Below are 22,551 nucleotides of genomic sequence, written 5' to 3'. Positions count from 1 at the left end.
CCGCACGGACGGACGTGTTGCTAAGGCGTTCCAACCATGGCGACAGACACGACCGAGCCCGATCCTTTCGACGCAATCGTCGATGCCCCGTTCGATTCCGCACTGTCGGAGCGCTACCTCGTCTACGCGCTCTCCACGATCACCGCGCGTTCGCTCCCCGATCTGCGCGATGGACTGAAGCCGGTCCACCGCCGCCTGCTCTGGGCGATGCGCCAGCTGAAGCTCAACCCCACCGACGCCTTCAAGAAGTCGGCGCGCGTGGTGGGCGATGTGATCGGCAAGTATCACCCCCATGGCGATGCCTCGGTCTACGATGCCATGGTCCGCCTCGCGCAGGACTGGTCGCTGCGCTATCCGCTGGTCGAGGGGCAGGGCAACTTCGGCAACGTCGATGGCGATAACGCCGCCGCCTACCGCTACACCGAAGCTCGCCTGACGCGCACGGCGATGCAGCTGATGGCCGGGCTCGACGAAGGCACCGTCAATTTCGTCCCCACCTACAACGGTGAGGACGAGGAGCCGGAAATCTTCCCCGGCCTGTTCCCCAATCTGCTCGCCAACGGCTCCAGCGGCATCGCCGTGGGCATGGCGACCAACATCCCCAGCCACAATGTCGCCGAGATCATCGACGCCGCATTGCTGCTGATCGACAATCCCCACGCCGAACACAGCCAGCTGATGGAAGTGTTCCACGGCCCGGACCTGCCGACCGGCGGCGTCATCGTCGATAGTCCCGCCGTCATCTCCCACGCCTATGAAACCGGGCGCGGCGCGATCCGCGTGCGCGGGCGCTTTTCCACAGGCCGTGACGAGGCGGGAAACTGGGAAGAAACCGGCGTCGAAAAACTGGGCGGCGGGCAGTGGCAGCTGGTCGTCTCCGAAATCCCCTACATGGTGCAGAAGAGCAAGCTGATCGAACAGATCGCCCAGCTCATTGCCGACAAGAAGCTGCCGATCCTCGAGGATATCCGCGACGAATCCGACGAGCAGATCCGCCTCGTCCTGATCCCGAAGAGCCGCAACGTCGATCCAGAGTTGCTCAAGGAATCGCTCTACAAGCTGACCGATCTCGAAAACCGCTTCGGCCTCAACCTCAACGTGCTGGATTCGCACCGCACGCCGGGGGTTCTGGGCCTGAAGCTGGTGCTGCAGGAATGGGTGATCAGCCAGATCGACATCCTGCTGCGCCGCTCGCAGCACCGCCTGGACAAGATCGCGAGCCGCCTGGAACTGCTCGGCGGCTATATCATCGCCTACCTCAACCTCGACCGGATCATCGAGATCATCCGCACCGAGGATGAGCCCAAGCCGGTGATGATGGCCGAGTTCGAACTGACTGACCGCCAGGCCGAAGCCATCCTCAACATGCGCCTTCGCTCGCTCCGCAAGCTCGAGGAAATGGAGCTGCGCAAGGAGCGTGACGAACTGCTGGCCGAGCAGGAGGAGCTGCAGAAGCTGCTCGACAGCCCGGCCCGCCAGCGCACCCGCCTCAAGCGCGACTTGGGCGCCCTGCGCAAGGACTACGCCGAGGACACCCCGCTCGGCCGCCGCCGCACCACCATCGCCGAAGCCGCGCCGACGCGCGAATTCAGCATGGACGCGATGATCGAGAAGGAGCCGGTCACGGTGATCCTCTCCGCCAGGGGCTGGATCAGGGCGGCCAAGGGCCACGTTCCGCTAGATGGCGACTTCAAGTTCAAGGAAGGCGATGGCCCCGCCTTCGCCTTCCACTGCCAGACCACCGACAAGCTGCTCGTCGCGGTCGACAACGGCCGCTTCTACACCGTGGGGGCCGACAAGCTCCCCGGCGCGCGCGGCTTCGGCGAACCGATCCGCACCATGGTCGATATCGACCCGGAAGCGCAGATCGTCAGCGTCACCGTCTACAAGCCCAAGGGGCAGCTTCTGCTCGCCGCCAACACCGGCCGGGGCTTCGCCGCCGAGATGGACGAACTGCTCGCCGAAACCCGAAAAGGTCGCGGCGTCGTTTCCACAAAGCCCGGCGTGAAGCTGGCCGTGGTGCGCGAGATTGCGCCCGAGCACGATCATGTCGCGGTGATCGGCGAAAACCGCAAGCTGGTGATCTTCGCCCTGTCTGAGGTGCCGCTCCTCGCCAAGGGGCAGGGCGTGACCCTGCAGCGCTACAAGGATGGCGAGATGTCGGACGTGATCACGCTGAAGCTGGAAGACGGCCTGTCATGGACGATGGGCGGCGAATCCGGCCGCACCCGCGTCGAGAAGGACCTCCTGCCATGGAAGGTCGCCCGCGGCGCTGCAGGCCGCCTGCCACCCAACGGCTTTCCGAGGGACAACAAGTTCTGATCCTGACCCTGGGGGTGGTGGAGGGGTTAGGCTGAACTGACGCTTCCGCGCTCTGCTGAAGCGAATGGCCCCTGACCTGATCCGGCGCCATGGGTCGTTCTTGTCCAGTGCCTGCAACAGAAGGCGTGATCGCTGGTTCATACCGGGGATCACGGCAGCTTTCGGGGCTGTCGACCTTTGCTCCGAACAGCAGGAATGGGGTGGAAAACGGATGGTTCGTATCTTAAGCCGCTATTGATGCAGATGAATATCAAACGCTACGCAGAGAGGCCGCGCTACCGGATTGGATCGGCAACGCTTTTAGCGATCATTTGTGTTGCTTTGGCTTCTGTAAATATCGGCATCCCCGCTTGGCTTGTTTTTCTTGTCGGGGTTTCTGCCGCGATTACTCTTACGATGATGACTTATCATCGCCTTCGCAATGCGAACCTATCCACTGCATGGTTGCTTTTGATGATCCTCCAGTTCGGCATCGGGCCAACGTGGCGTCTTTCGGATCATATAACTTTCAACATCGGCGGATTAATGATCAGCTTAGTGCCGGTGATACTCGGATGGGTCGTGCCCCGAATGGGGGATCATGGGATTGAGCCAGAGTCTGGTTAGGCGTCGCATCCGGAAAGTCCGCTTTTCACTCGGGCGTGCAAGTAGCAGCCAATCCGGCCATCGCTATCGCCGATGGTCGCGCCACCGGGGCAAGAGCGAGGATCAAAACCGCCTGACGCGGGTTGTGGATGGTCGATTGCCCGGAGTTGCCTTGATCGTGTTGCGCTGTTTTCCCGCTCTTGCCGTGTTGACCCTGCTTGCCACACCTGCGCGCGCCGAGTGGATGAGCGGCGCGCAGCTGAACGAGGCGTGCTCGGCCAAGGCGCCGGTCGACAGGGCCATGTGCCTGTCCTACGTGATCGGCGTGCTCGACGGGTTTCGCAGCATGGAGCGCCCGCCCAAGGTGCCGGACGACGTGAGTGCGGGGCAGGTGCGCGATGTGGTGGCAACCTATCTCGCCAGCCATGACGAAGCGCAGACCCTGCAGGGCCGCATGGTGGTGCAGGCAGCGATTGCCGATGCCTGGCCGGACATCCAGCCAAAGGTCGCGCCTCCGCCGAAGCGCAAGGCTCCGGCGAAGACGACGCGCAAGACCCGCCGCAGGAGCTAGGCTCCCGACCATGGGCTCCTGGCTTTAAGCCGGTTCCAGCAGCAGGCTCGCGGCGGCGGTATTGCTGATCGGGATGTGGTAGTTGCGGCTGACTTCGCTCATCCCCTGTTCGCCCATGGCGCCGCGTGCAGCGATCCAGTTGAGGATCTCGACACCTTGGGTGCCGGCAAGCTCGGCCACTTCCTCGGCAGTGTGGCCGGTCAGTGCTTCCGGGTTGCTCGCCAGGTTATCCAGACAGAACAGGTCGTAGTCCGGGTTCATGAAGCCGGCGCGCGGACCGTCGAGCTGGTGCGACAGGCCCCCTGTGCCGCATATCAGCACGCGCTCGTCCCCGCCCCACGATTGCAGGGCGCGGTGGACCGCACGGCCCAGCGCCAGACACCGCTTCGGGCTAGGCAACGGATACTGCACGGTGTTGATCGATATCGGCACAAGCTTGATCGGCCATGTCTCGACACCGGGATAGGCTAGTTCGAACGGGATCGACACGGCGTGGTCGACCAGCATCTTCTGGCAGGTGGTGATGTCGAACTCGTCGCGCACCAGGCTGTCGATCAGGTGCCAGGAAAGCGCCGGGTGGCCCTCGAAGCTCTTGTAGACCGGCAGGCCCCAGCCTTCGTCGGCGTTGTCGTACGAAGGCGCTGCGCCAACCGCGAAGGTCGGCATCTTGTCGAGGAAGAAGTTCAGGCCATGATCGTTGGAGAAGACCACGGCGACGTCTGGCTTCGCTTGCGCCAGCCATTCGCGGATCGGTGGGAAGCCCTGGAAGAACGGCTTCCAGTAGGGCGTGTCCTGATCGCCGCGCATGATCGCGCCGCCAATGCCGGGGACGTGGCTGGTGAAATAGCCGCCGATGACTTGTGCCATCATGCATTCTCCTTGGTGGGGATCTTGGCTGCCCATTCGACGAGCATGGCCTTGAACTGGTCGACGGACATGCCGGTCTGGAGGGCGCCGAGGTCCTGCACGCCAAGGCCGAAGATGCCGGCAAGCTTGGCAAGGTAATAGACGTTGCCGCCAGCCTCGAGCATGGCCAGCACGTCGCGCTCGGCGACGGCCTTGCGCTGTTGCGGCGTCAGGTCGAAGCGGGCGCAATAGGCTTCCTCATCGGCAAGGAAGGCATCGCGGTTGGCTTTCTCGTTGAACGAAAAGCACATGGCATTGAGTTCATAGCCGCGCGAGGCCGGGGCGCCGTCGAACAGGGGGATGGCACGGCGCAAGGTCTGTTCGCGGGCAGCGGCGGACGGGGTCTGATGGTGTTCCATGCATCTGGTCTCCCAAGCGATCTTGTCGCCGAATCGAACAGGCCTTCGATGCGGCGCCTGCCAAGATCATATGCAACACATACAATCTCGGCCTTGATGCAGGTCAAACTTCGGCCAGCGGCATAAGTAACGTAACGGAGTTTGAACGGGGCGGGTTCACGTGTAAAATCAAGTTCATGCCCCTTACCAACGCCGAACGTCAGCGCCGCTACCGCCAACGCCTTAAGGCTCGCGCCTCGGGCGCGCTGGTGGTCGAGCAGGTGCAGATGGCGGTGGAGCGCGCGATCCATGCGCTCTGGGCCTATCACGAACGCCCCTCTCCCAGCGGCATTGCGTGGAGCGAGATCGACGGTTGCCGGACTCTGGAAGCCTATCGTTCCGAACTGGAGCGTTCGCCTGCCAATCTGCTGCAGACCTGCCGGGCATTCCTGCCCGATTTCTCGGGCCTGACGGTGCAAGAAGCGACAGCGATAGCCGAGGTTATCGCCATGGCCGACGTGCTGCGCCTAGCGGCGCCGACGCGGGTGGATTTCGCCGCGCTGGCTCCCGTGGATTGATGTGACGCGCGGTACATAAAAAACCCGAAAATTCTTGCACTTGTAAATCCGGCGACGCTAGTATGGTCCGAATTGGACCAAGCCGTCGAAAAAAGAGCCGGTCCAATCGAAAATGGGGGTGCAAGCTTGGCAAATGGCGAGACACGTCAGGCACGTGTCGTGCGTGCGCTGGTCAATCCTGATCGCACCCCTGCGGAATCGCTGGCGTGGATTGCGGTGCTGCTTTTCGTGCCCACGATATTGCGCGCCTCGCTCGACATGGGTGCGCTCGGGCGGCCGTTCGTGACCTATTGGCCCGCCTTGCTGATTGCATCGCTCGCACTCGAACTGCGCTACGCCCTGACCTACCTGGTTGTTGCTTCCCTGCTGGCACAGCGGCTTTTCGGGGGCGAACCCTGGTTCTCGCAGATGAGCGTCGTGCGCAGCCTGCTCTTCATGCTGTTCGTGTTCTCGGGCGGGCTGACAGTCCTGATCGGCAGCATCCTGCGCGGGGCGATGCGGCGGATCGCGGTCGTCAATGCCGAGCAGGAGCGCTACAATCGCGAGCTGCGCCACCGCGTGCGCAACATGCTGACGCTGATCCAGGCGCTCGCCTCGCGCGGGCCCAAGGCGGCATCGGCGATGGATTTCTACAAGGAGTTCAGCCTGCGGATCGAAGGGCTTGCCGCTGCGAGCGATCTCTTGCAGATCGGCGCAGAGGCGGAAGGACGGCTGCCGCAACTCGTGCGCGACACGGTCGCCCCGTTCGAACACGACGACCGCATCCGCATGACGGGAGAACCGTGCGTGCTGCCGGCTGGAAGCTGCATTCCGCTGATCATGGCTTTGCACGAGTTGTGCACCAATGCGGTAAAGTACGGCGCACTGTCGGGCGGGCGGGGCCATGTGGAGCTGAGCTGGTTCATCGGCCCGTCGGGTTCGACGCTCTATATCTTGTGGGCGGAGAAAGGCGGCCCGCGCGTTATCAGCCCCGAGCGCCCGGGCATAGGTTCGCGGCTGCTGGTGCCGCAGCCGGGGATCGAAGGACTGGAGTTGAACTTCGATCCGGCTGGCGTGTGGTGCGAAATGCGCATCGAGGGCGTGCGGCCGCTAGAGCGCTGAGCTCCTGAACCGCTGACGGGCGTCAGAACCCGGCTTCGATCGCCACGCGGATGGCATCGGCGCTGGTCTTCACGTCCAGCCCCTTGAGCACGGCGGAGCGGTGCATCTTCACGGTGCGTTCGCTAAGGCCCAGTTCGTAGGCGATCTGCTTGTTGAGCTTTCCGGCCGCCATGAGCACGAGGATTTCCTTCTGGCGACGGCTGAGGCGTTCGACGCGTTCGGCAGCGCCATTGCGGCGCACGTCGTTGGCTGCGCCCTGTTCTTCGGGCAGTTCGACCTGGGAGCCAAGGAAGTATTCAACTTCGCCTTCGGCATCGAAGATCGGCGCGACCATCACCGCGTTGCGGAAGCGGGTGCCGTCCTTCTTGTAGTTGATGATCTCGACCATCACCGGTTGCTTGCGGTGAATGCCTTCACGCAGGACCCTCGCCTTGTCGTCCTCCGTCGTGGGCCCGCGGAGGAAGCGGCAGTTGCGGCCGATGATCTCCTCTCGCGGGTATCCGGTCAGTTCGACGAACGCGTCATTGCAGGCAATGATCGGGTTGTCCGGCAAACGCGGATTGCTGATGACGGCGGCCGTCGGGCTGGAGGCGATCATCTCGGCTATGGACATGCGGACAGATATACGCGCCTTTCCGCGCATTTCCAGCCCGTGCCCTTTGGTCCGTGTTGTTCCTGACAGGGCCGGGGCGCATCCGGACATCATTCCGCAACCTTTTTTCGTGCCGGATCGGAGCCTTTGCCGATGAACGTCCTGTCACCCTCCCTCGCCGCCTCATCGGGCATGGCTGACGTGATCGGCGAGGACGGCAAGATCGTCGTCCCCGCCGAGGTCGAGGAGGCGATCCGCACGCTGATCCGCTGGTCGGGCGACGAACCCGAGCGCGAGGGCCTGCTCGATACGCCCAAGCGCGTGGCACGGGCCTGGCGCGAATACTGCCGCGGCTATGCCGAGGATCCGGGCCTGCACCTTTCGCGCACGTTCGAGGAAGTGGGCGGCTACGACGAAGTCGTGCTTCTGCGCGACATCCCGTTCCAGAGCCACTGCGAACATCACATGGCGCCGATCATCGGCACCGCCTCGATTGCCTACCTGCCCAAGGACCGCGTGGTCGGCATTTCCAAGCTGGCGCGCGTGCTCCACGGCTATGCCAGCCGGTTGCAGGTGCAGGAGCGGCTGACGGCGGAAGTCGCCAAGTGCATCTGGGACAATCTCCAGCCGCAAGGGGTCGCGGTGGTGATCGAGGCGCAGCATGGCTGCATGACAGGACGGGGGGTCAGGACGCATGGCGTGGGGATGGTGACGAGCCGGATGCTCGGTTGCTTCCTCGACGATGCCAGCAGCCGCAAGGAAGTCCTGGCGTTGATGGGACGTGGTTGAGCCCGCGAAAACACCGATGAAGATGCATGTTGCCATTGTTGGCGCAGGAATGTCCGGTCTTTCCTGCGCTTCCCAGCTCGTTCGCTCGGGCCACACCGTAGCGCTTTACGACAAGGGGCGCGGCCCCGGCGGGCGCATGTCGACGCGCCGCATGGCCACGCCGCTGGGCGATGCCCATTTCGACCATGGCGCGCAATACTTCACCGTCCGCGATCCGGCGTTCATGGCGCAAGTCGCGCGCTGGTCGGCGAGCGGCGTCGCTGCGCCATGGCCCGCCGCCGGAACCGGCGCGTGGGTCGGCGTGCCGACAATGAACGCCGTCATCAAGGACATGGCCGACCAGCACGACGTGACCTTCGGCTGGCACGTGCGCGGCCTTGTCCGCCGCGAGGATCGCTGGTTCCTGACCGGCGAGACCGCTGCGGGAGAGCGGCTGCAGGCCGGGCCGTTCGACGCCGTTGTCGTATCCCTCCCGCCCGAGCAGGCATCCGCCATCGTGGCGCTGCACGATCTTTCGCTGGCGGCAACCGCGCTCGCCGCCCGGTCGCAACCGTGCTGGACCGGCATGTTCGCCTTTGCCGAGCGGCTGCCGAGCCGACAGGACACGGTACGCGAGGCGGGCCTGATAAGCTGGGCCGCGCGCAATGGTGCCAAGCCGGGCCGGAAAGGCCCGGAAACATGGGTGGTGCAGGCCAGCCCCCACTGGTCGACCCAGCACATCGAAGACACGGTGGAGCAGGTCACGGCTGCCCTGCTTGCCGCCTTAAGCGAGGCGCTGGAGGAAACCCTTCCGGAACCGGTCACGGCCTCGGCCCATCGCTGGCGCTATGCGATGTCGACCGGCAGCAACCTTGGCGCGCTGTGGAGCGCACAGTCGAAAATCGGCGTATGCGGTGACTGGCTGCTGGGCCCGCGCGTGGAGAACGCGTGGATATCGGGAAGGACACTGGCAACCCGCATGATGGCCCGCGAACGCGAGGAAGTGGCCTGACCCTATCGACAGCCCTTCAAACGTCCGCTTAAGAAGGCGGCCATGAGCACGTCAGAGACTTCGCCGATCAGGGGCAATTTCGAACAGGTCAAGGACGGTCCCTGGGCCGGCTGGTGGAAATGGTCCGGCAAGGACCCGTTCGAGGACGGCACCGGTCCGTTCTTCGTGAAGCGCGACGAGCGCGGCATCGTCACCGGGTTCATTCCCGAAGCCAAGAACCTCAATGGCCATGGCATCGTTCATGGCGGATCGCTGATGACCTTCGCCGACTTCTCGCTGTTCATGGTCGCGGCCTCGAACGGCGACGAAGTGAGTGGCGTGACCGTGACGATGAACTGCGAATTCGTCAGCGGCGCACAGGCGGGCGAGATGCTGACCGCGCGCGGAGAATGCGTGCGCGCAGGGGGCAGCCTGGTCTTTGCCCGCGGCACGATCCTGCGCACCGGCGCGAATGGACAGGAGGAAGCCGTGCTGAGCTTTTCCGGCACGATCAAGCGGGCGCGACGCACCTCGCACTAGGGGTGGTGGCTGGATGTCTGGCAACGAGTGGCGGCATCCGGATGATGGCTATGATTTGCCAATGACCGTCCTGCAGAATTGGTAGCAAACCCGCTTTCCCTTCCCCCTTGATGGGGGAAGGATACGAAGGCTTGGCAGCTTGCTGCCTAGGCGGAGTTGGATGGGGGTGAAATTCGCACGTGAAGAAGCCTCCACCTCCTCTGGCAATTCAGCGCGCACGAAAGATGCGGCGTGAACCCACCGAAGCCGAAGCGGTGATGTGGCGCCTGCTCAAGGAGCAATTCGGCTGTTGGCGTTTTCGCCGACAGGTCCCGCTCGCTCGCGCAATCTGTGATTTCGCAAGCCACCAAGCACGTTTGGTAATCGAGATCGATGGTGGTCAGCACGGTGGAAAAGACGATGCGCGTCGCGATGCAATGATGGCAAGAGAGGGATACCCGGTCCTGCGGTTCTGGAACAACGAGGTATTGGGCAACCGCGGGGGAGTTGCGCTTGTCATTGCCCGCGAACTCGGCGCAATTTCACCCCCATCCAACCTCCGCTAGCGGGCAAGCCCGCAAGCTACGGTATCCTTCCCCCATCAAGGGGGAAGGTTTGCGGCGCAATTTCGCTCAAGCCGCCTCTGCGGCAACCTCGCGCATCTGCTGGCGCAACCAGTTGAGCCCGGCGTCGTCGGCGCGCGATTCATGGAATTGCATCATCTCGTGCATCTTGGGAAACGGGAACGGCATTGGCGCCCAGGCCAGATTGAAGCGGCGGGCGATCTGGCGGACAAGGCGCTCGTGCAGAACCGCAAGGCGCGCGGTGCCCTCGATGAACCACGGCGCCGAGGCAAAGCTGGACACGGTAACTTCAACCAGCCGTTCGCGCCCCATGCGCGATAGCGTGGAATCGGCAAAGGCTGGAGTGCGCGTGGCCCCGAAGGCGACGGTGACGTGACCTGCGGCGTAGAAGTCTTCCTCGGTAAGCCCCCGCTTGAGCACCGGATTTTCTGCCCAGCCGACCACGACCTGTTCCTCTTCGAACAGGATTTCATGGGGATGCCAGGCAGCAAGGAACGGCTCGGGCGTGACGAGGAGGTCGGCCTTGCCCGATTCCAGTTCGGACACGGCCTGTTCGGTCGGCTGGATAATCTCCACGCGCACGCCCGGCGCCGTTACGGCAAAGCGCTCGATCAGGGGGACCAGTACGGCAACCATGATGTAGTCCGAACTGACGATGCGAAAGCGGCGGGTCGAGGTCGTCGGATCGAACGCGGTGGGCGTGGTGATCGCACGCTCGACCCCGCGCAGGGCGAGCTGAATCTGCGGGTGGAGCCCCTCGGCGAACGGCGTGGGGTGCATGCGCTTGCCTACGGCGACGACGATCTCGTCATGGAAGTAGTCGCGTAACCGGCGCAGGGCCGCGCTTGTCGCAGGCTGGGTCAGGCCGATCCGCTCTGCCGCGCGGGTCACGCTGCGCGTTTCCATCAGCGCGTCGAACACGACGAGCAGGTTGAGATCGAGGCCCTTGAAGCGCATCGGAAGCCACCTTTGGTTCAATCACAAGGTGATTGGTTGAGCTTCCAAACCACAATTCTTGGTGATTGTGAAGTCCTCTCCCAAAGGCGCTGCCGAAGGTGGTGGTGGCAGCGCTTGAAATGGTTTAATCGGTCGCTTAACAAGAGTGTCAACAAGACACCGTTGGGAGATTCGGATGGCCGGCGTGCTGGATGGAAAGGTCGTTGCCGTGACCGGCGCCGGGCGCGGGATCGGGCGCGAGATCGCGCTGCTCTGCGCCCGTGAAGGTGCTGCGGTGGTGGTCAACGATCCGGGCGTGGCGCAAGGCGGGGATGGTGGAGATGCAGGCCCCGCGCAGACCACGGTCAACGATATCGTGGCAGCGGGAGGCAAGGCTCACGCCAATCTTGCCAGCGTGGCCGATCCGGCGGGCGCAGCCAGCATCGTGGAAGATGCCGTGCAGCGGTTCGGGCGGATCGACGCGGTGGTGAACAACGCCGGCATCCTGCGCGACACGATCTGGCACAAGATGTCCTACGAGGACTGGACGAGCGTCATCGACGTGAACCTCACCGGCGCGTTCAATGTCTCGAAGGCGGCGACGCCCTACTTCCGCGAACAGTCTTCCGGCAGCTTCATCCACTTCACCTCGACCTCGGGCCTGATCGGCAACATCGGACAGGCCAACTATTCGGCGGCGAAGCTGGGGCTGGTGGCGATGTCGCAGTCGATCGCGCTCGACATGGCGCGCTGGGGCGTGCGGTCGAACTGCATCGCGCCGTTTGCGTGGAGCCGCATGACCGCCTCGATCCCGGCCGAGACGCCCGAGCAGAAGCTGCGCGTGGAGCGGATGCAGACGATGAGTGCGGACAAGATTGCGCCGCTGGTGGCCTATCTCGCTTCGGACCTTTCCGTGGACGTTACCAACCAGATCTTCTCGGTGCGCAAGAACGAGATCCTGCTGTTCGACAAGCCACGCCCGGTGCGCTCGATGGTCAAGCTGGAGGGCTGGACGCCCACGGCCATTGCCGAGGAGCTGATCCCCGCATTCCGCCCGAGTTTTGCGCGCGCCGACGAGGTTTCGGCACACGTCTTTCCCTACGACCCCGTCTGAGGAACCCTGACATGGCCAACGTCAACCCCGGCATGGACCCGGAAATCTTCGAACAGTTCCTCGAACAGCTGCGCCGCTATGTGCGCGAGCGGCTGATCCCCGCCGAGGACGACGTGATTGCCAATGACCGCATCCCCGATGATATCCTCGACGAAATGCGCGAGATGGGCCTGTTCGGCATCACCATCCCGGAGGAATACGGCGGCGCGGGCATGAACATCAGCCAATACATCACCACGGTGATGCACATGGCCTATGCCTCTCCCGCGTACCGTTCCACCGTGTCGATCAACATCGGCATGACCGGCAGCGCGATCAAGAACCATGGCACGCCTGAACAGAAGGCCGAATGGCTGCCGCGTATCGCCAGTGGCGAGATTGCCTGCTTCGGCCTGACCGAGCCGGGATCGGGATCGGACAGCGCGGCGATGCAGACCACCGCCGTGCGCGACGGCAACGGCTACCGGCTCAACGGCACCAAGCGCTACATCACCAACAGCCCAAGCGCCAGGATCGGCCTGATCATGGCGCGTACGTCGAAGGAAGCGCTGCCCAAGAACGCGCACGTCTCGGCCTTCATCGTCGATATGAGCACACCCGGCATCACCGTGGGCAAGCCCGACAAGAAGATGGGGCAATCGGGCGCGCACATTGCCGATGTCATCATGGAGGACGTCCACATTCCGGGCTCGGCACTGGTCGGTGGCGAGGAAGGGCGCGGCTTCCAGATCGCGATGCAGAGCCTTGATAACGGACGCCTTTCGGTGGCCGGCATGGGGGTGGGCATGGGGCGCCGCGCGCTTGATACCGCGATCCGCTACGCCAACGAACGCAAGGCCTTTGGCGAACCCATCGCCAATTTCCAGCTGATCCAGGCGATGCTGGCCGACAGCGAAGCGGACCTCTACGCCGCCGAATGCATGGTCGCCGATGCCTGCGCCCGCGCCGACCGCGGCGAGAACATCCAGCGCAAGGCGGCAGCGGCAAAGCTGTTTTCGTCCGAGGCCTGCGGGCGCGTGGTCGACCGCTGCGTGCAGGTGTTCGGCGGTGCCGGCTACCTTGCCGAATATCCGGCGGAGCGCTTCTTCCGCGATGCGCGCATCCTGCGCATCTACGAAGGCACCAGCCAGATCATGCAGTTGCAGATTGCCAAGCACCTGTTGCGTGAGTTCGCCAGCGAAGGGACCGTCTGGTAAGTCATGTACCAGCTGCTCTCCGGGCTTTCGATCGTCGAGGTCTCGTCCTTCGTCGCCTCGCCGACGGCGGGCCTCTATTGCGCGCAGATGGGGGCAGAGGTGATCCGCATCGACGATCGGCGCGGCGGCCTGGACTACAAGCGCTACATGATGACGCGCGAGGGGCGCTCGTTGTCGTGGGAGAACCTCAACCGCGCGAAGAAGAGCGTGGCGCTCGACCTGCAGACCGGTGAAGGGCGCGAACTGGCGGTGGAGCTGGCGCGCAAGACGGGGCAGGTCATCACCAACCTGCCGGTGGAAAGCTTCATGGCGCATGAGCGGATTGCGGGAGGGCGGCCCGATCTCGTCTCGGTGCGTATCATGGGCTGGCATGACGGGCGGCAGGCAATGGACTTCACCGTCAACGCCGCCTCGGGCTATCCGCTGATGACCGGGCCCGAGGAGTGGGACGCAGGCACCGCGCCGCCGGTCAACCAGATACTGCCGGCCTGGGACTTCATCACCGGGGCCTATTGCGCCTTTGCGCTGCTGGCGGGATTGCGCCATCGCGACGCCACCGGCGAAGGCAGCGAACTGCGCGTGCCGCTCGGCGACGTCGCCATCGGCACGGCCTTCAATGCAGGGGCGGCAGCGGAAATGCTCTATCGCGGAGGCGACCGCGAACGCATCGGCAATGCCATCTGGGGCGCGTTCGGACGCGATTTCCGCAGTGGCGATGGCCATCGCTTCATGGTCGCCGCGCTGACGCCCAAGCAGTGGAAGGCGACGGTCGAGGCGTTCGGGCTGACCGATGATGTGGCCGCGGTTGAAGCGGAACTGGGGGTGAGTTTTGCCGCCAGCGATCATCACCGCTTCGTCCACCGCCACCGCCTGTTCTCGATGTTCCAGGAAGCGGCGGAGCGGTTCAGCTACGCCGATCTCGCCGCGCGGCTGACCAGGACCGGGGCTACGTTCGAGCGTTATCGAACGATGCACGAGATGGCGCGCGATCCGGACCTCGTCACCCACAATCCGCTGTTCGGCCCATCGCCCGCCAACCCGAGCGGCTTCGAATACCCCGCCCCGCGCAGCTTCGCCAACATCCCCGACCGTGAAGCGGGAAATCCGTTGCCCGCGCCCTATCTTGGCCAGCACAGCGAGGAGGTCCTGGCTGATCGGCTGGGCATGTCCTCGGGCGAGATCGCCGCACTGATCGACAAGGGCGTCGTCGCCACTTCAGACAAGGAATGACCATGACCCTTCGTAGAGCCGCCATCGTCGCCCCGATCCGCACTGCCGTCGGCAAGTTTGGTGGCAGCATTTCCTCGCTCACCGCCGGGCAGCTTGGCGCGACGATCCTCACCGCGCTGATGGAGCGGACGAAGATCGATCCCGCCCGGGTGGACGACGTGATCTTCGCGCAAGGCTATGGCAATGGCGAGGCGCCGTGCATCTCGCACTGGTCCTGGCTGCTGGCCGGACTGCCCGAGGAAGTGCCGGGCTATCAGCTCGACCGGCGCTGCGGTTCCGGCCTGCAGGCCATCGTCAATGCCGCGATGATGGTGCAGACGGGCGTGTCCGATGTCGTGGTGGCGGGCGGCGTGGAATCGATGTCCAACGTCGAGCACTACACCACCGATGTGCGCAAGGGCGTGCGCGCAGGCTCGCTGACGCTGCATGACCGCCTGACGCGGGGGCGGGTGATGAGCCAGCCGATCGAGCGCTATGGCGTGATCTCGGGCATGATCGAGACGGCGGAGAATCTTGCGAAGGACTTCGGCATCAGCCGCGAAGCCTGCGATGCCTACGCCGTGCGCAGCCACCAGCGCGCCGCAGCCGCCTGGGCCAAGGGCCTGTTTGATGATGAACTGGTGCCGGTGACCATCCCGCAGAGGAAGGGCGACCCGGTGACCTTCGCACACGACGAGGGCTATCGCGCCGACGCGACCATGGAATCGCTCGGCAAGCTCAAGCCGCTTGAAAAGGGTGTGGTCACCGCAGGCAATGCCAGCCAGCAGAACGATGCGGCGGCGGCGTGTCTGGTCGTGGCCGAGGACAAGCTGGAAGAGCTTGGGCTGGAGCCGATCGCCTGGTTCCATTCGTGGGCGGCGGCGGGCTGCGATCCCTCGCGCATGGGCTATGGCCCGGTCCCCGCAACCGAGCGGCTGTTTGCCCGCAATGGCCTGTCGTGGGCCGACATCGACCTGATCGAGCTGAACGAGGCCTTCGCGCCGCAAGTCCTCGCCTGCCTCAAGGGCTGGGGCTGGTCGGACGATGACAGCCGCCACGACATGCTCAACGTCAATGGCTCGGGCATCAGCCTCGGCCACCCCATCGGCGCGACCGGCGGCCGCATCCTCGCCAACCTCACGCGCGAACTGCAACGGCGCGGCGGGCGCTATGGGCTTGAGACGATGTGCATCGGCGGCGGGCAAGGCATAGCAGCCGTATTCGAGGCCGCCTGATGATCCTCTCGCCTTATGACTCCGAGGACCACGGCGAAATCCGCGAGGGCGTGCGCAAGCTCTGTGCGCAATTTCCGGGCGAATACTGGCGCAAGCTGGACGAGAAGCGCCAGTACCCTACAGAATTCGTCAACGCGCTGACGCAAGCGGGCTGGCTTTCGGTGCTGATCCCCGAGGAGTACGGCGGATCGGGGCTTGGCCTCGGCGCGGCGGCGGCGATCCTCGAGACAATCCAGGCCGAGGGCGGCAATGGCGGGGCGTGCCACGCGCAGATGTATATCATGGGCACGATCCTGCGCCACGGCTCGGAAGAGCAGAAGTGCCAGTATCTGCCAAAGATCGCCAGCGGCGAGTTGCGCCTGCAGGCCTTTGGCGTGACCGAACCGACGAGCGGGACCGACACCACCAGCTTGCGCACCTTCGCCCGTCGCGAGGGCGACGAATACGTCGTCAACGGCCAGAAGATCTGGACCAGCCGGGCCGAGCATTCCGACCTGATGCTGTTGCTGGCGCGGACCACCCCGCGCGAGGAGCTGGCGAAGAAGACCGATGGGCTTTCAGTGTTCATCGTCGACATGCGCGAAGTGGTGGGCAGATCGCTGACCATCCGCCCGATCCGCACGATGATGAACCATGCCACCACTGAGGTGTTCTTCGACAACATGCGCATCCCGGCCGCGAACCTGCTGGGCGAGGAGGGCAAGGGCTTCCGCTACATCCTCTCCGGCATGAACGCCGAGCGGGTGCTGATTGCCGCGGAATGCGTTGGCGATGCCAAGTGGTTCACGCAGCGGTCGGTGGAGTACGCCAAGGAGCGGCAGGTGTTCGGGCGGGCGATCGGCGCCAATCAGGGTGTCGCCTTTCCCATTGCCAAGGCCTATGCGCAGATGCGCGCGGCGGAACTGATGGTGCGCGAGGCGGCGCGAATGTACGAAGCTGGCCTGCCGATGGGGGCAGAGGCCAACATGGCCAAGATGCTCGCCGCCGATGCCTCATGGGAAGCGGGCAACGCCTGCGTCCAGACCCACGGCGGCTTCGGCTTTGCCGAGGAATACGACGTGGAGCGCAAGCTGCGCGAAACGCGCCTCTATCAAGTTGCGCCGATCAGCACGAACCTGATCCTGTCGTTCCTGGCCGAACACGTGCTCGGGCTGCCAAGGAGTTATTGAGAGGGCAAGAGAAGCCCGTCAGGACGATACCGTTGCGGGTCGTTCAAACTCGCCTCCAACCTCCCTGCCGTCACCCCGGGCTCGACCCGGGGGTCCCGCTTTTCAGGCTCGAACGACCGATCAGTTGTCCTGTTCGTTCACCGCCAGCAGCGCTAGTTCGGTGCGGTTATCGATGCCCAGCTTCTGGTACATCGTGTGCAAATAGACTTTCACCGTGCCTTCGCCGATGCCCAGTTCCGCTCCGATGTCGCGGTTGCGCAGGCCACGTGCCACCAGCCCGGCGATCTTGCGCTCGCGCGGGTTGAGCTTGGCCAGCGGCCCCTGCGCATCGGGGCGCAGCGAAAGATCGATGGCCCGCTGCAGGAAGATCGGCTCGATGGCCTTCTGGCCGCCGTGAACCTTTTCCAGCACGTCGACCAGGCCGTCCTCCGCCCCGTCTTTCGAGACGATGCCCTCTACCCCTGCACGCATCACCGAAATCAGCTGGCGATCATTGATCTCGGCGGTCAGCAGCACGACAGGGCGCTTGTCGCCACGATCGCGCAAGACTTCCAGCGTCTGCACGCCGTTCATGCCGGGCATGTTGATATCAAGCAGGACAATGGCCGGATCGTGGGTCTTGATCGCGTCCAGCGTTTCCTCGCCACTTGCGGTGGCCGCTACTACCGAGAACCGGGTGCCGCGCAACACCGCTTCCACGCCTGCGCGGATGAAGCCGTGGTCATCGGCCACTAGGACTGGAATCATGCAAGTTCTCCGGATCGTAAGGCAATTTCGAGACGAGCGCCGCCTCTGCTGGAATCAAGCCTGAAGCTCCCCCCCAGCGCTTCGACACGTTCCGAAATCGAGCGTGGCCGCGCGGCATTGCCGAGGGTGGGGAATCCGACGCCATCATCGGTGATGCTCAGGCGCAGTTCGCCGACATCTTCGGTCAGGCTGACAAGCACCTTGCTGCACTTGCCGTGACGGGCCGCGTTGGCAATTGCTTCGCGCACCAGTTGGCGGATTTCGTGGGAAAGCTGCACGGACACCGGCTCGGGCGCACCTGTCAGCACAAGCTCGGTCGAGATGTGCCAGTGCGCACCTGCCTCAGCCAGAAGATCGCGCAGCTCCTCGGCAATATCGGTCCGGCGGTCGCTGTCCTGTCCCCGCCTCAGTCGTTCGATCAGCAGGCGCAGCTGCCCCTGTTCGCGGCGCAATGCGTTCTTGATCGAATCGATCTCGCCTTCCGGGTCATTGCCTTCGCGGATCCAGCGTCGCAGCGCTTCGAGACGGAACAGCGTGCCCGCCAGGAACTGGGCGACACTATCGTGCAGGTCGCGCGCGACCGCGTGCCTGATGCCGGTTTCGGCTGCTGTTCGGGCAAGCAGGGCCATTTCTTCCCGGTCCAGCGCCTGTCCGACCTCCCGGGCGATGGCAGACATCAGGCCGATATCGTCAAAACTGAGGGCGTGGGCATTCCACACAACGAGATGGCCGGACCCCATCACGCTGCGCACCGAAGCGATCATCCCGGTCTCGACACCGAGGTAGGTCGCAAGCCGCGAATCCAGCTGCTCGGCGCGGACTTCGATCGCGTCGTCGGCAGGGGTTTCGATCAGTTGCCTGCTTCGCTTCATGTCTATGAGCATCGTCGGCAGGGGGGCAAGGAGCTCCTCCGCGAATGTTTCAGGCGAAAGGCGCTGTCTGTCCGGAACCCCATCGTCCATGCGGCGCAGATCGATCCACGGTTCCTCGCTGCTGGCGAAGGCGAAGGCGACGTTGCGCGCTCCGAAGGACTGGACCAGCAGATTGAGCGCTCCATCGAACACGAGGTCGCGCCGTTTGCCCGGAATCCCCGTCGGCTCTGGCAACACTGCCAGGCGCCCGGTCGAGCGTGACATGCTCAACCAGATCAGCATCGAGGCAAGCAGGATCATGTAGATCGTGCGCCGTACGAAGCGGTAGGGATCGATGTCGACGCCCCAGGAGTACAGGATCATTCCGAACAGCAGGTTCGTGAACAGCAAAACGATGGCGGTGACGACCGTGGCGCGCCAGTTCCAACGAACCATGGCGACAACAAGCAGGAACGCGGCCAGTGCGAGGAACGGGCTCTGGAACTCGGTGTAGCGGCTTTCGGTGAAATAGACTGCCGCGATGAAGATTGCGATGTCGATGGCCTGCGCGGCTGGAGCAAGCCGAAAATCGAACCACCAGCTTCGCCACGCGAGGACCATAAGCGCTGCCGTCCACAGCGTGTATGCCGAAAGCAGGCTGTAGCCCAAGGCGCTGTCCCGCACCGGTACGGTCGGATCAAGCACCAGGGCGAGCAGAAACGCAAGCGCAAGGATGGCCCGTCCGGTCGCAACGACTCGCCCCGTGTTACGCCTGCGCATTTCCTACCCGTCCTGTCCTGATTCGGACTCCCCGCATCATTTTTGCACGCCATACGCGCCGTGAACAGCGATTTGGACACGCCGGGTTTGCGCCGCCCCAAGTTAAGCGCGTTTTAACTGGCTGATCACCTTCATGGTGCGATGAATGAAAGAATATTTGGCAAATTCGGGGCGTTCGTGCAGAATTGACAGTACCGGATGTTTACCTTTTTCGAAGGCCGGGAATAGTCGGGATTCATCACTGCAATGATTGTGACGGGCGAACTTTGCGACAATCCGCTGGTCGAGCTGACGGCAAAGCAGAGAGAGGTTCTCGATCTGTTGATTCAGCATATGACATCGAAGGAGATCTCGCGTCAGCTCGGGATTTCGCCTCATACCGTCGATCAACGCATCATGCTGGCCCGGGCCAAGCTTGGCGTGGCCACCCGGGGTGAGGTCGCGCAAGCCTATCGCCGATTGGTGGAGACATACGAACAACCCGTATATGAAGATTCCCATATACGTTTTCCGCCGCTTCCGGTCGAAACCAGCTCTCGGGATGACACGGATGTCGGACCGTCAGGAGCAGAGGCCAGGCTTCCGGTGCAAGATGCACCAGGGATCGAGGGTCGGGCCGATGCTCAGGTCGAACGCAGGCGCCAGGCGCCGGCCGAGGCTGACGGGATGGTCTATCATCATGTCCTCCCGGAGATGTTCGACGGGCCGAACGGCACTCTTCTGCGGCTGGGGTATATTGGCGGCATAACGGTGTTTCTGATCCTGATCGTGCTGGGTGGGCTGAGCATGTTCATGCAACTGTCCGCCATGCTCGATCGGTAGGGCAAGGTCCTTCACCGACCATCTCCTTCCATGAACCGGATTTCCGGCGCGGGGGCGTCGGCGTCCACATGAAGGGGTCCGTCCTGGCAATGGGGCGGGACAGGGTGTGAAGATGAAAGCTACTGACAACACGATCGCGATGACTTTCGGGCAAACCAAGGGCGGGCAGGACAAGCGGCGCGCCGCCGCTGCCGGCAATGCCACGGCCGTTCATGGCCTGCGCATCACCCGCGATCTGCACGAAGCCGAGGCCGCGCTCGATGAAGCGCTGATCCGCCAGGCCAACCTGCTCGCCACCATGGTCCGTGCCCGGCGTGAAGCCCCGGTCGGCCCGTTCACCGGCCAGGAAGCGCTGCTCCGCCTCGCCGCCAGCCAGAAGGCGGTGCTCGATGCCAGCGGCGAACTCGCCCGCGTCCATGGCAAGCTGGCCGACGTCGGCCGCGAAATGGGCTCTGGCCTGGTCGACGACTGCCCGCCAAAGGGCTCGCTCGGCGACGCCGCCCACCCGGTCGCGCTGGTCGATGCGGCCTGAGCCCCGAGTGCTGACAGGTACGGCAGCAGGCAGGGGTTGAAGCAATGCTCATGATCTGGGCCGCTCGCATCGCCTTTGTCGGCATCCTCGTCTTTGCCTTGCGCAAGGGCGGGGAGCCGGAGCGCATGGTCGCGGCCATCCTTATCGCGACCATCCTGCTCGATCTCGCCAACCATGCCCTGTTCGGCAGTCCCGCCTTCTTCGCGATCGACCCGGGGCACCTGGTCATCGACAGCTGGGCCCTGGCCGCGCTGCTGTGGGTAGCCTTGCGCGCCAACCGCGCCTGGCCGCTCTGGGCCTGTTCGGGGCAAGTGATCCTGATCCTCGCCCACCTCGCCAAGATGATAGACCTCTCGCTCGTCCGCTACGGCTACTTCGCGATGAGCCAGCTGCCCATCGCCATCCAGAGCGCCGCGCTTCTCCTCGGCACCACCGCGCATCTCCAGCGGACCGACCGCATCGGCCGCTACCACGCCTGGCGCCTCACCTGACGCCCTAGGCACCCCGGCCCGCCGCCGGACACCGCAAGACATCGCCGCCTTACCATCCATCCCATTTCACGGGAGCCACAGACATGACCGTACGTTCCATGCGCAGTGCGCCCCCCCGGCGCGATTCCGTCGGCCGCCGGGCCGGTCTCACCATCGTCGGCGCCCCGTCCGCTCCGGCCGCGCCCGCCTTCGCCGCGCCCGCCGCCCCGGCGCTTGATGAGGCGACCATCGCCCGCCACACCGTCGCCGCGCGCGAGTTCTACGCCGCCCGCCGCCGCCGCCACAAGCACCTGCCCGCCGATCTCTTCGGCGAGCCGACCTGGGACATCCTGCTCGATCTATACGTCGCCGGGCGCGAGAACCGCCGCGTGCCGACCACCAGCGCCTGCATCGGCGCCCACGTCCCGCCGACGACCGCGCTGCGCTGGCTGCGCATCCTCGAGGCGCGCGGCCTGGTAGAGCGCGAGGACGATGGCCGCGATGGCCGCCGCACTTTCGTCCACCTCAGCCCCGCCGGGCTCGCCGCCATGGACGCCACGCTCGCCCTGATGTGCCAGCGCATGGAGGACATCGCCGACAAGATCCTCACGCCAACCGCCGAAGACTGAACGCTCATTCCTCCCCGTCAGGGGGAGGAAGGGTATCACCAGCGAAGGAGGGGCCAGCGGAGGAGGGGCCAGCGCCGCCCGGCACCCCCTCCCGCAACACCGCCTCCCGCATCCCCAGCAGCTTTGCCCGCAGCGAAGCCCGCGCGCCCTGTGCACTCGCCGCATCCGCCGCCGCCCGCTCGGCTTCCCAGCGCACCTTCAGCGCCTCATAGACCGGATGCCCCTCGCGCAGGTCGCCGACCCTGACCGCGCCATACTTTTCCGGCCGCCGCGCGCGCAGCAGGAACATCAGCAGCCCGGTATTGTGATGCGTCCACGTGGCGACGACCTTCCCGCGCGAGACCACCGGCCGCTCCTCGCCGGCAATCGCCCGCTCCAGCGCACAGTCCTCCAGCCGCGAATAGCCCCGCTCCACCGCCGCATCCCACGCCCGCGCAAAGTCCTCCGCGCCCACCCGATGCCGCAACTTGTAAAGCGCCTCGACCGAAGCCCCGATGCGCAGCGCCGCCTGGCTGACAATCCCCGTCGCCGCGAGCGTGGCAATGAACCGCCGCTGCTTCTCCGGCGTGATCGAATTCCGCCGCGGCGCCACATGCACAAACGGCACAAACGCCAGCGCCGAGTCATCCACCACATCCACCCGCCGCACCCGCGAAGTCCGACGCCGTTCCTCCCCCACCGGGGGAGGGGGACCACCGCAGGTGGTGGAGGGGCACCCGCCGATCAGCGCCTGCTTATCTCGCAAATTCTCATCCATCCCCCACAATTAACCCATACGGTTAAATGTAGGAAAGCGAAAACTGGGAAGGGTCAAGCAGAAGCAAAAAGTGCGAGGGTCAAAACCCTCGCGCTCCCATGAGTCGGCGCAAGTTCCTCCCCCCACCGGGGGAGGGGGACCATCCGCAGGATGGTGGAGGGGCACTATCAACCGAGCACCCCGCCCCACCCCGCCACCGGAAGGCCATCCCAACAAGTCTCCCCTCCCGCAGGCGGGAGGGGTTGGGGG

At 64.5% G+C, this 22,551-nt stretch carries 25 protein-coding genes; 18 read left to right on the top strand and 7 right to left on the bottom strand.

Features of this window, described 5'->3' with window-relative positions:
- Positions 1-36: 36 nt before the first annotated feature.
- From parC to NJ75_RS20135, 3 genes are all read left to right on the top strand, one after another.
- A complete protein-coding gene (gene parC, locus NJ75_RS20145; protein ID WP_039337704.1) occupies positions 37-2,322 on the top strand; it encodes a DNA topoisomerase IV subunit A in 2,286 nt (761 codons plus the stop codon).
- A gap of 237 nt (positions 2,323-2,559) precedes the next feature.
- On the top strand, positions 2,560-2,928 hold the full coding sequence (locus NJ75_RS20140; RefSeq protein ID WP_156135892.1) for a hypothetical protein: 369 nt from the start codon (positions 2,560-2,562) through the stop codon (positions 2,926-2,928).
- A 184-nt stretch (positions 2,929-3,112) separates the two neighbouring features.
- The gene (locus NJ75_RS20135; RefSeq protein WP_156135891.1) at positions 3,113-3,478 is read left to right on the top strand and encodes a Rap1a/Tai family immunity protein; all 366 of its coding nucleotides are present in this window, start codon (positions 3,113-3,115) and stop codon (positions 3,476-3,478) included.
- 24 nt (positions 3,479-3,502) lie between these two features.
- Here the strand turns inward: NJ75_RS20135 and NJ75_RS20130 are convergent, their stop codons facing one another.
- Together NJ75_RS20130 and NJ75_RS20125 are read right to left on the bottom strand one after the other, a co-directional pair.
- On the bottom strand, positions 3,503-4,345 hold the full coding sequence (locus NJ75_RS20130) for a class III extradiol dioxygenase family protein (RefSeq protein ID WP_039337701.1): 843 nt from the start codon (positions 4,343-4,345) through the stop codon (positions 3,503-3,505).
- Positions 4,345-4,743 carry a protocatechuate 4,5-dioxygenase subunit alpha gene (locus tag NJ75_RS20125; RefSeq protein WP_052242693.1) on the bottom strand — a complete coding sequence of 133 codons (399 nt, stop codon included), beginning with the start codon at positions 4,741-4,743 and terminating at the stop codon, positions 4,345-4,347. Before NJ75_RS20125 ends, NJ75_RS20130 begins: the two co-directional genes overlap by 1 nt.
- Positions 4,744-4,919: 176 nt before the next feature.
- Here NJ75_RS20125 and NJ75_RS20120 point away from each other — a divergent pair, with 176 nt between their 5' ends.
- Together NJ75_RS20120 and NJ75_RS20115 are read left to right on the top strand one after the other, a co-directional pair.
- On the top strand, positions 4,920-5,300 hold the full coding sequence (locus tag NJ75_RS20120; RefSeq protein ID WP_039337700.1) for a hypothetical protein: 381 nt from the start codon (positions 4,920-4,922) through the stop codon (positions 5,298-5,300).
- A 126-nt stretch (positions 5,301-5,426) separates the two neighbouring features.
- The gene (locus NJ75_RS20115) at positions 5,427-6,401 is read left to right on the top strand and encodes a sensor histidine kinase (RefSeq protein WP_039337699.1); all 975 of its coding nucleotides are present in this window, start codon (positions 5,427-5,429) and stop codon (positions 6,399-6,401) included.
- A 22-nt stretch (positions 6,402-6,423) separates the two neighbouring features.
- Here the strand turns inward: NJ75_RS20115 and NJ75_RS20110 are convergent, their stop codons facing one another.
- Entirely contained in the window at positions 6,424-7,014 is a 591-nt protein-coding gene (locus NJ75_RS20110) for a PAS domain-containing protein (RefSeq protein ID WP_039337698.1), read from the bottom strand.
- A gap of 171 nt (positions 7,015-7,185) precedes the next feature.
- Here NJ75_RS20110 and folE point away from each other — a divergent pair, with 171 nt between their 5' ends.
- The 4 genes from folE (at position 7,186) to NJ75_RS20090 (ending at position 9,837) form a co-directional block, all read left to right on the top strand.
- Positions 7,186-7,782 carry a GTP cyclohydrolase I FolE gene (folE, locus tag NJ75_RS20105; protein WP_039337745.1) on the top strand — a complete coding sequence of 199 codons (597 nt, stop codon included), beginning with the start codon at positions 7,186-7,188 and terminating at the stop codon, positions 7,780-7,782.
- 16 nt (positions 7,783-7,798) lie between these two features.
- On the top strand, positions 7,799-8,773 hold the full coding sequence (locus tag NJ75_RS20100; protein ID WP_082013496.1) for an NAD(P)/FAD-dependent oxidoreductase: 975 nt from the start codon (positions 7,799-7,801) through the stop codon (positions 8,771-8,773).
- A 42-nt stretch (positions 8,774-8,815) separates the two neighbouring features.
- Positions 8,816-9,292: a PaaI family thioesterase gene (locus tag NJ75_RS20095; protein WP_052242692.1), complete on the top strand. Its 477-nt coding sequence runs from the start codon at positions 8,816-8,818 to the stop codon at positions 9,290-9,292.
- A 179-nt stretch (positions 9,293-9,471) separates the two neighbouring features.
- Positions 9,472-9,837, top strand: coding sequence for an endonuclease domain-containing protein (locus NJ75_RS20090; RefSeq protein ID WP_156135890.1), 366 nt, complete (start codon positions 9,472-9,474; stop codon positions 9,835-9,837).
- Between the two features lie 66 nt (positions 9,838-9,903).
- Here the strand turns inward: NJ75_RS20090 and NJ75_RS20085 are convergent, their stop codons facing one another.
- The gene (locus NJ75_RS20085) at positions 9,904-10,812 is read right to left on the bottom strand and encodes a LysR family transcriptional regulator (protein WP_039337696.1); all 909 of its coding nucleotides are present in this window, start codon (positions 10,810-10,812) and stop codon (positions 9,904-9,906) included.
- Between the two features lie 175 nt (positions 10,813-10,987).
- Here NJ75_RS20085 and NJ75_RS20080 point away from each other — a divergent pair, with 175 nt between their 5' ends.
- The 5 genes from NJ75_RS20080 to NJ75_RS20060 are packed head-to-tail and all read left to right on the top strand — an operon-like array spanning position 10,988 to position 16,714.
- Positions 10,988-11,905: an SDR family NAD(P)-dependent oxidoreductase gene (locus tag NJ75_RS20080; protein ID WP_039337695.1), complete on the top strand. Its 918-nt coding sequence runs from the start codon at positions 10,988-10,990 to the stop codon at positions 11,903-11,905.
- An 11-nt stretch (positions 11,906-11,916) separates the two neighbouring features.
- Positions 11,917-13,101 (top strand): acyl-CoA dehydrogenase family protein, encoded by a 1,185-nt coding sequence (locus NJ75_RS20075; RefSeq protein WP_039337694.1) that lies wholly within the window; start codon positions 11,917-11,919, stop codon positions 13,099-13,101.
- Positions 13,102-13,104: 3 nt separating this feature from the next.
- Positions 13,105-14,331 (top strand): CoA transferase, encoded by a 1,227-nt coding sequence (locus NJ75_RS20070; RefSeq protein WP_039337693.1) that lies wholly within the window; start codon positions 13,105-13,107, stop codon positions 14,329-14,331.
- A gap of 2 nt (positions 14,332-14,333) precedes the next feature.
- Positions 14,334-15,545 carry an acetyl-CoA C-acetyltransferase gene (locus NJ75_RS20065; protein ID WP_039337692.1) on the top strand — a complete coding sequence of 404 codons (1,212 nt, stop codon included), beginning with the start codon at positions 14,334-14,336 and terminating at the stop codon, positions 15,543-15,545.
- Positions 15,545-16,714: an acyl-CoA dehydrogenase family protein gene (locus tag NJ75_RS20060; RefSeq protein ID WP_039337691.1), complete on the top strand. Its 1,170-nt coding sequence runs from the start codon at positions 15,545-15,547 to the stop codon at positions 16,712-16,714. Before NJ75_RS20065 ends, NJ75_RS20060 begins: the two co-directional genes overlap by 1 nt.
- Before the next feature lie 120 nt (positions 16,715-16,834).
- Here the strand turns inward: NJ75_RS20060 and NJ75_RS20055 are convergent, their stop codons facing one another.
- Entirely contained in the window at positions 16,835-17,461 is a 627-nt protein-coding gene (locus tag NJ75_RS20055; protein WP_039337690.1) for a response regulator, read from the bottom strand.
- Positions 17,458-19,092 carry a sensor histidine kinase gene (locus NJ75_RS20050; RefSeq protein ID WP_039337689.1) on the bottom strand — a complete coding sequence of 545 codons (1,635 nt, stop codon included), beginning with the start codon at positions 19,090-19,092 and terminating at the stop codon, positions 17,458-17,460. Before NJ75_RS20050 ends, NJ75_RS20055 begins: the two co-directional genes overlap by 4 nt.
- Positions 19,093-19,338: 246 nt before the next feature.
- Here NJ75_RS20050 and NJ75_RS20045 point away from each other — a divergent pair, with 246 nt between their 5' ends.
- The 4 genes from NJ75_RS20045 to NJ75_RS20030 all read left to right on the top strand — a co-directional run bounded on the left by NJ75_RS20045 (position 19,339) and on the right by NJ75_RS20030 (position 21,545).
- Positions 19,339-19,914, top strand: coding sequence for a helix-turn-helix domain-containing protein (locus tag NJ75_RS20045; protein WP_039337687.1), 576 nt, complete (start codon positions 19,339-19,341; stop codon positions 19,912-19,914).
- A gap of 112 nt (positions 19,915-20,026) precedes the next feature.
- The gene (locus tag NJ75_RS25215) at positions 20,027-20,446 is read left to right on the top strand and encodes a hypothetical protein (protein ID WP_052242691.1); all 420 of its coding nucleotides are present in this window, start codon (positions 20,027-20,029) and stop codon (positions 20,444-20,446) included.
- Positions 20,447-20,490: 44 nt separating this feature from the next.
- Positions 20,491-20,937, top strand: coding sequence for a hypothetical protein (locus tag NJ75_RS20035; RefSeq protein WP_039337686.1), 447 nt, complete (start codon positions 20,491-20,493; stop codon positions 20,935-20,937).
- 83 nt (positions 20,938-21,020) lie between these two features.
- Complete coding sequence (locus NJ75_RS20030; protein WP_062780380.1) at positions 21,021-21,545, top strand: helix-turn-helix domain-containing protein; 525 nt, start codon at positions 21,021-21,023, stop codon at positions 21,543-21,545.
- Positions 21,546-21,549: 4 nt separating this feature from the next.
- Here NJ75_RS20030 and NJ75_RS20025 read toward each other — a convergent pair whose 3' ends face one another.
- Positions 21,550-22,302 (bottom strand): hypothetical protein, encoded by a 753-nt coding sequence (locus NJ75_RS20025; protein WP_156135889.1) that lies wholly within the window; start codon positions 22,300-22,302, stop codon positions 21,550-21,552.
- Between the last annotated feature and the right edge of the window lie 249 nt (positions 22,303-22,551).

Origin of the sequence: Novosphingobium subterraneum, assembly GCF_000807925.1 — a bacterium.
GTDB lineage: Bacteria > Pseudomonadota > Alphaproteobacteria > Sphingomonadales > Sphingomonadaceae > Novosphingobium > Novosphingobium subterraneum.
This window is presented reverse-complemented; position numbering and strand designations above follow the sequence as displayed.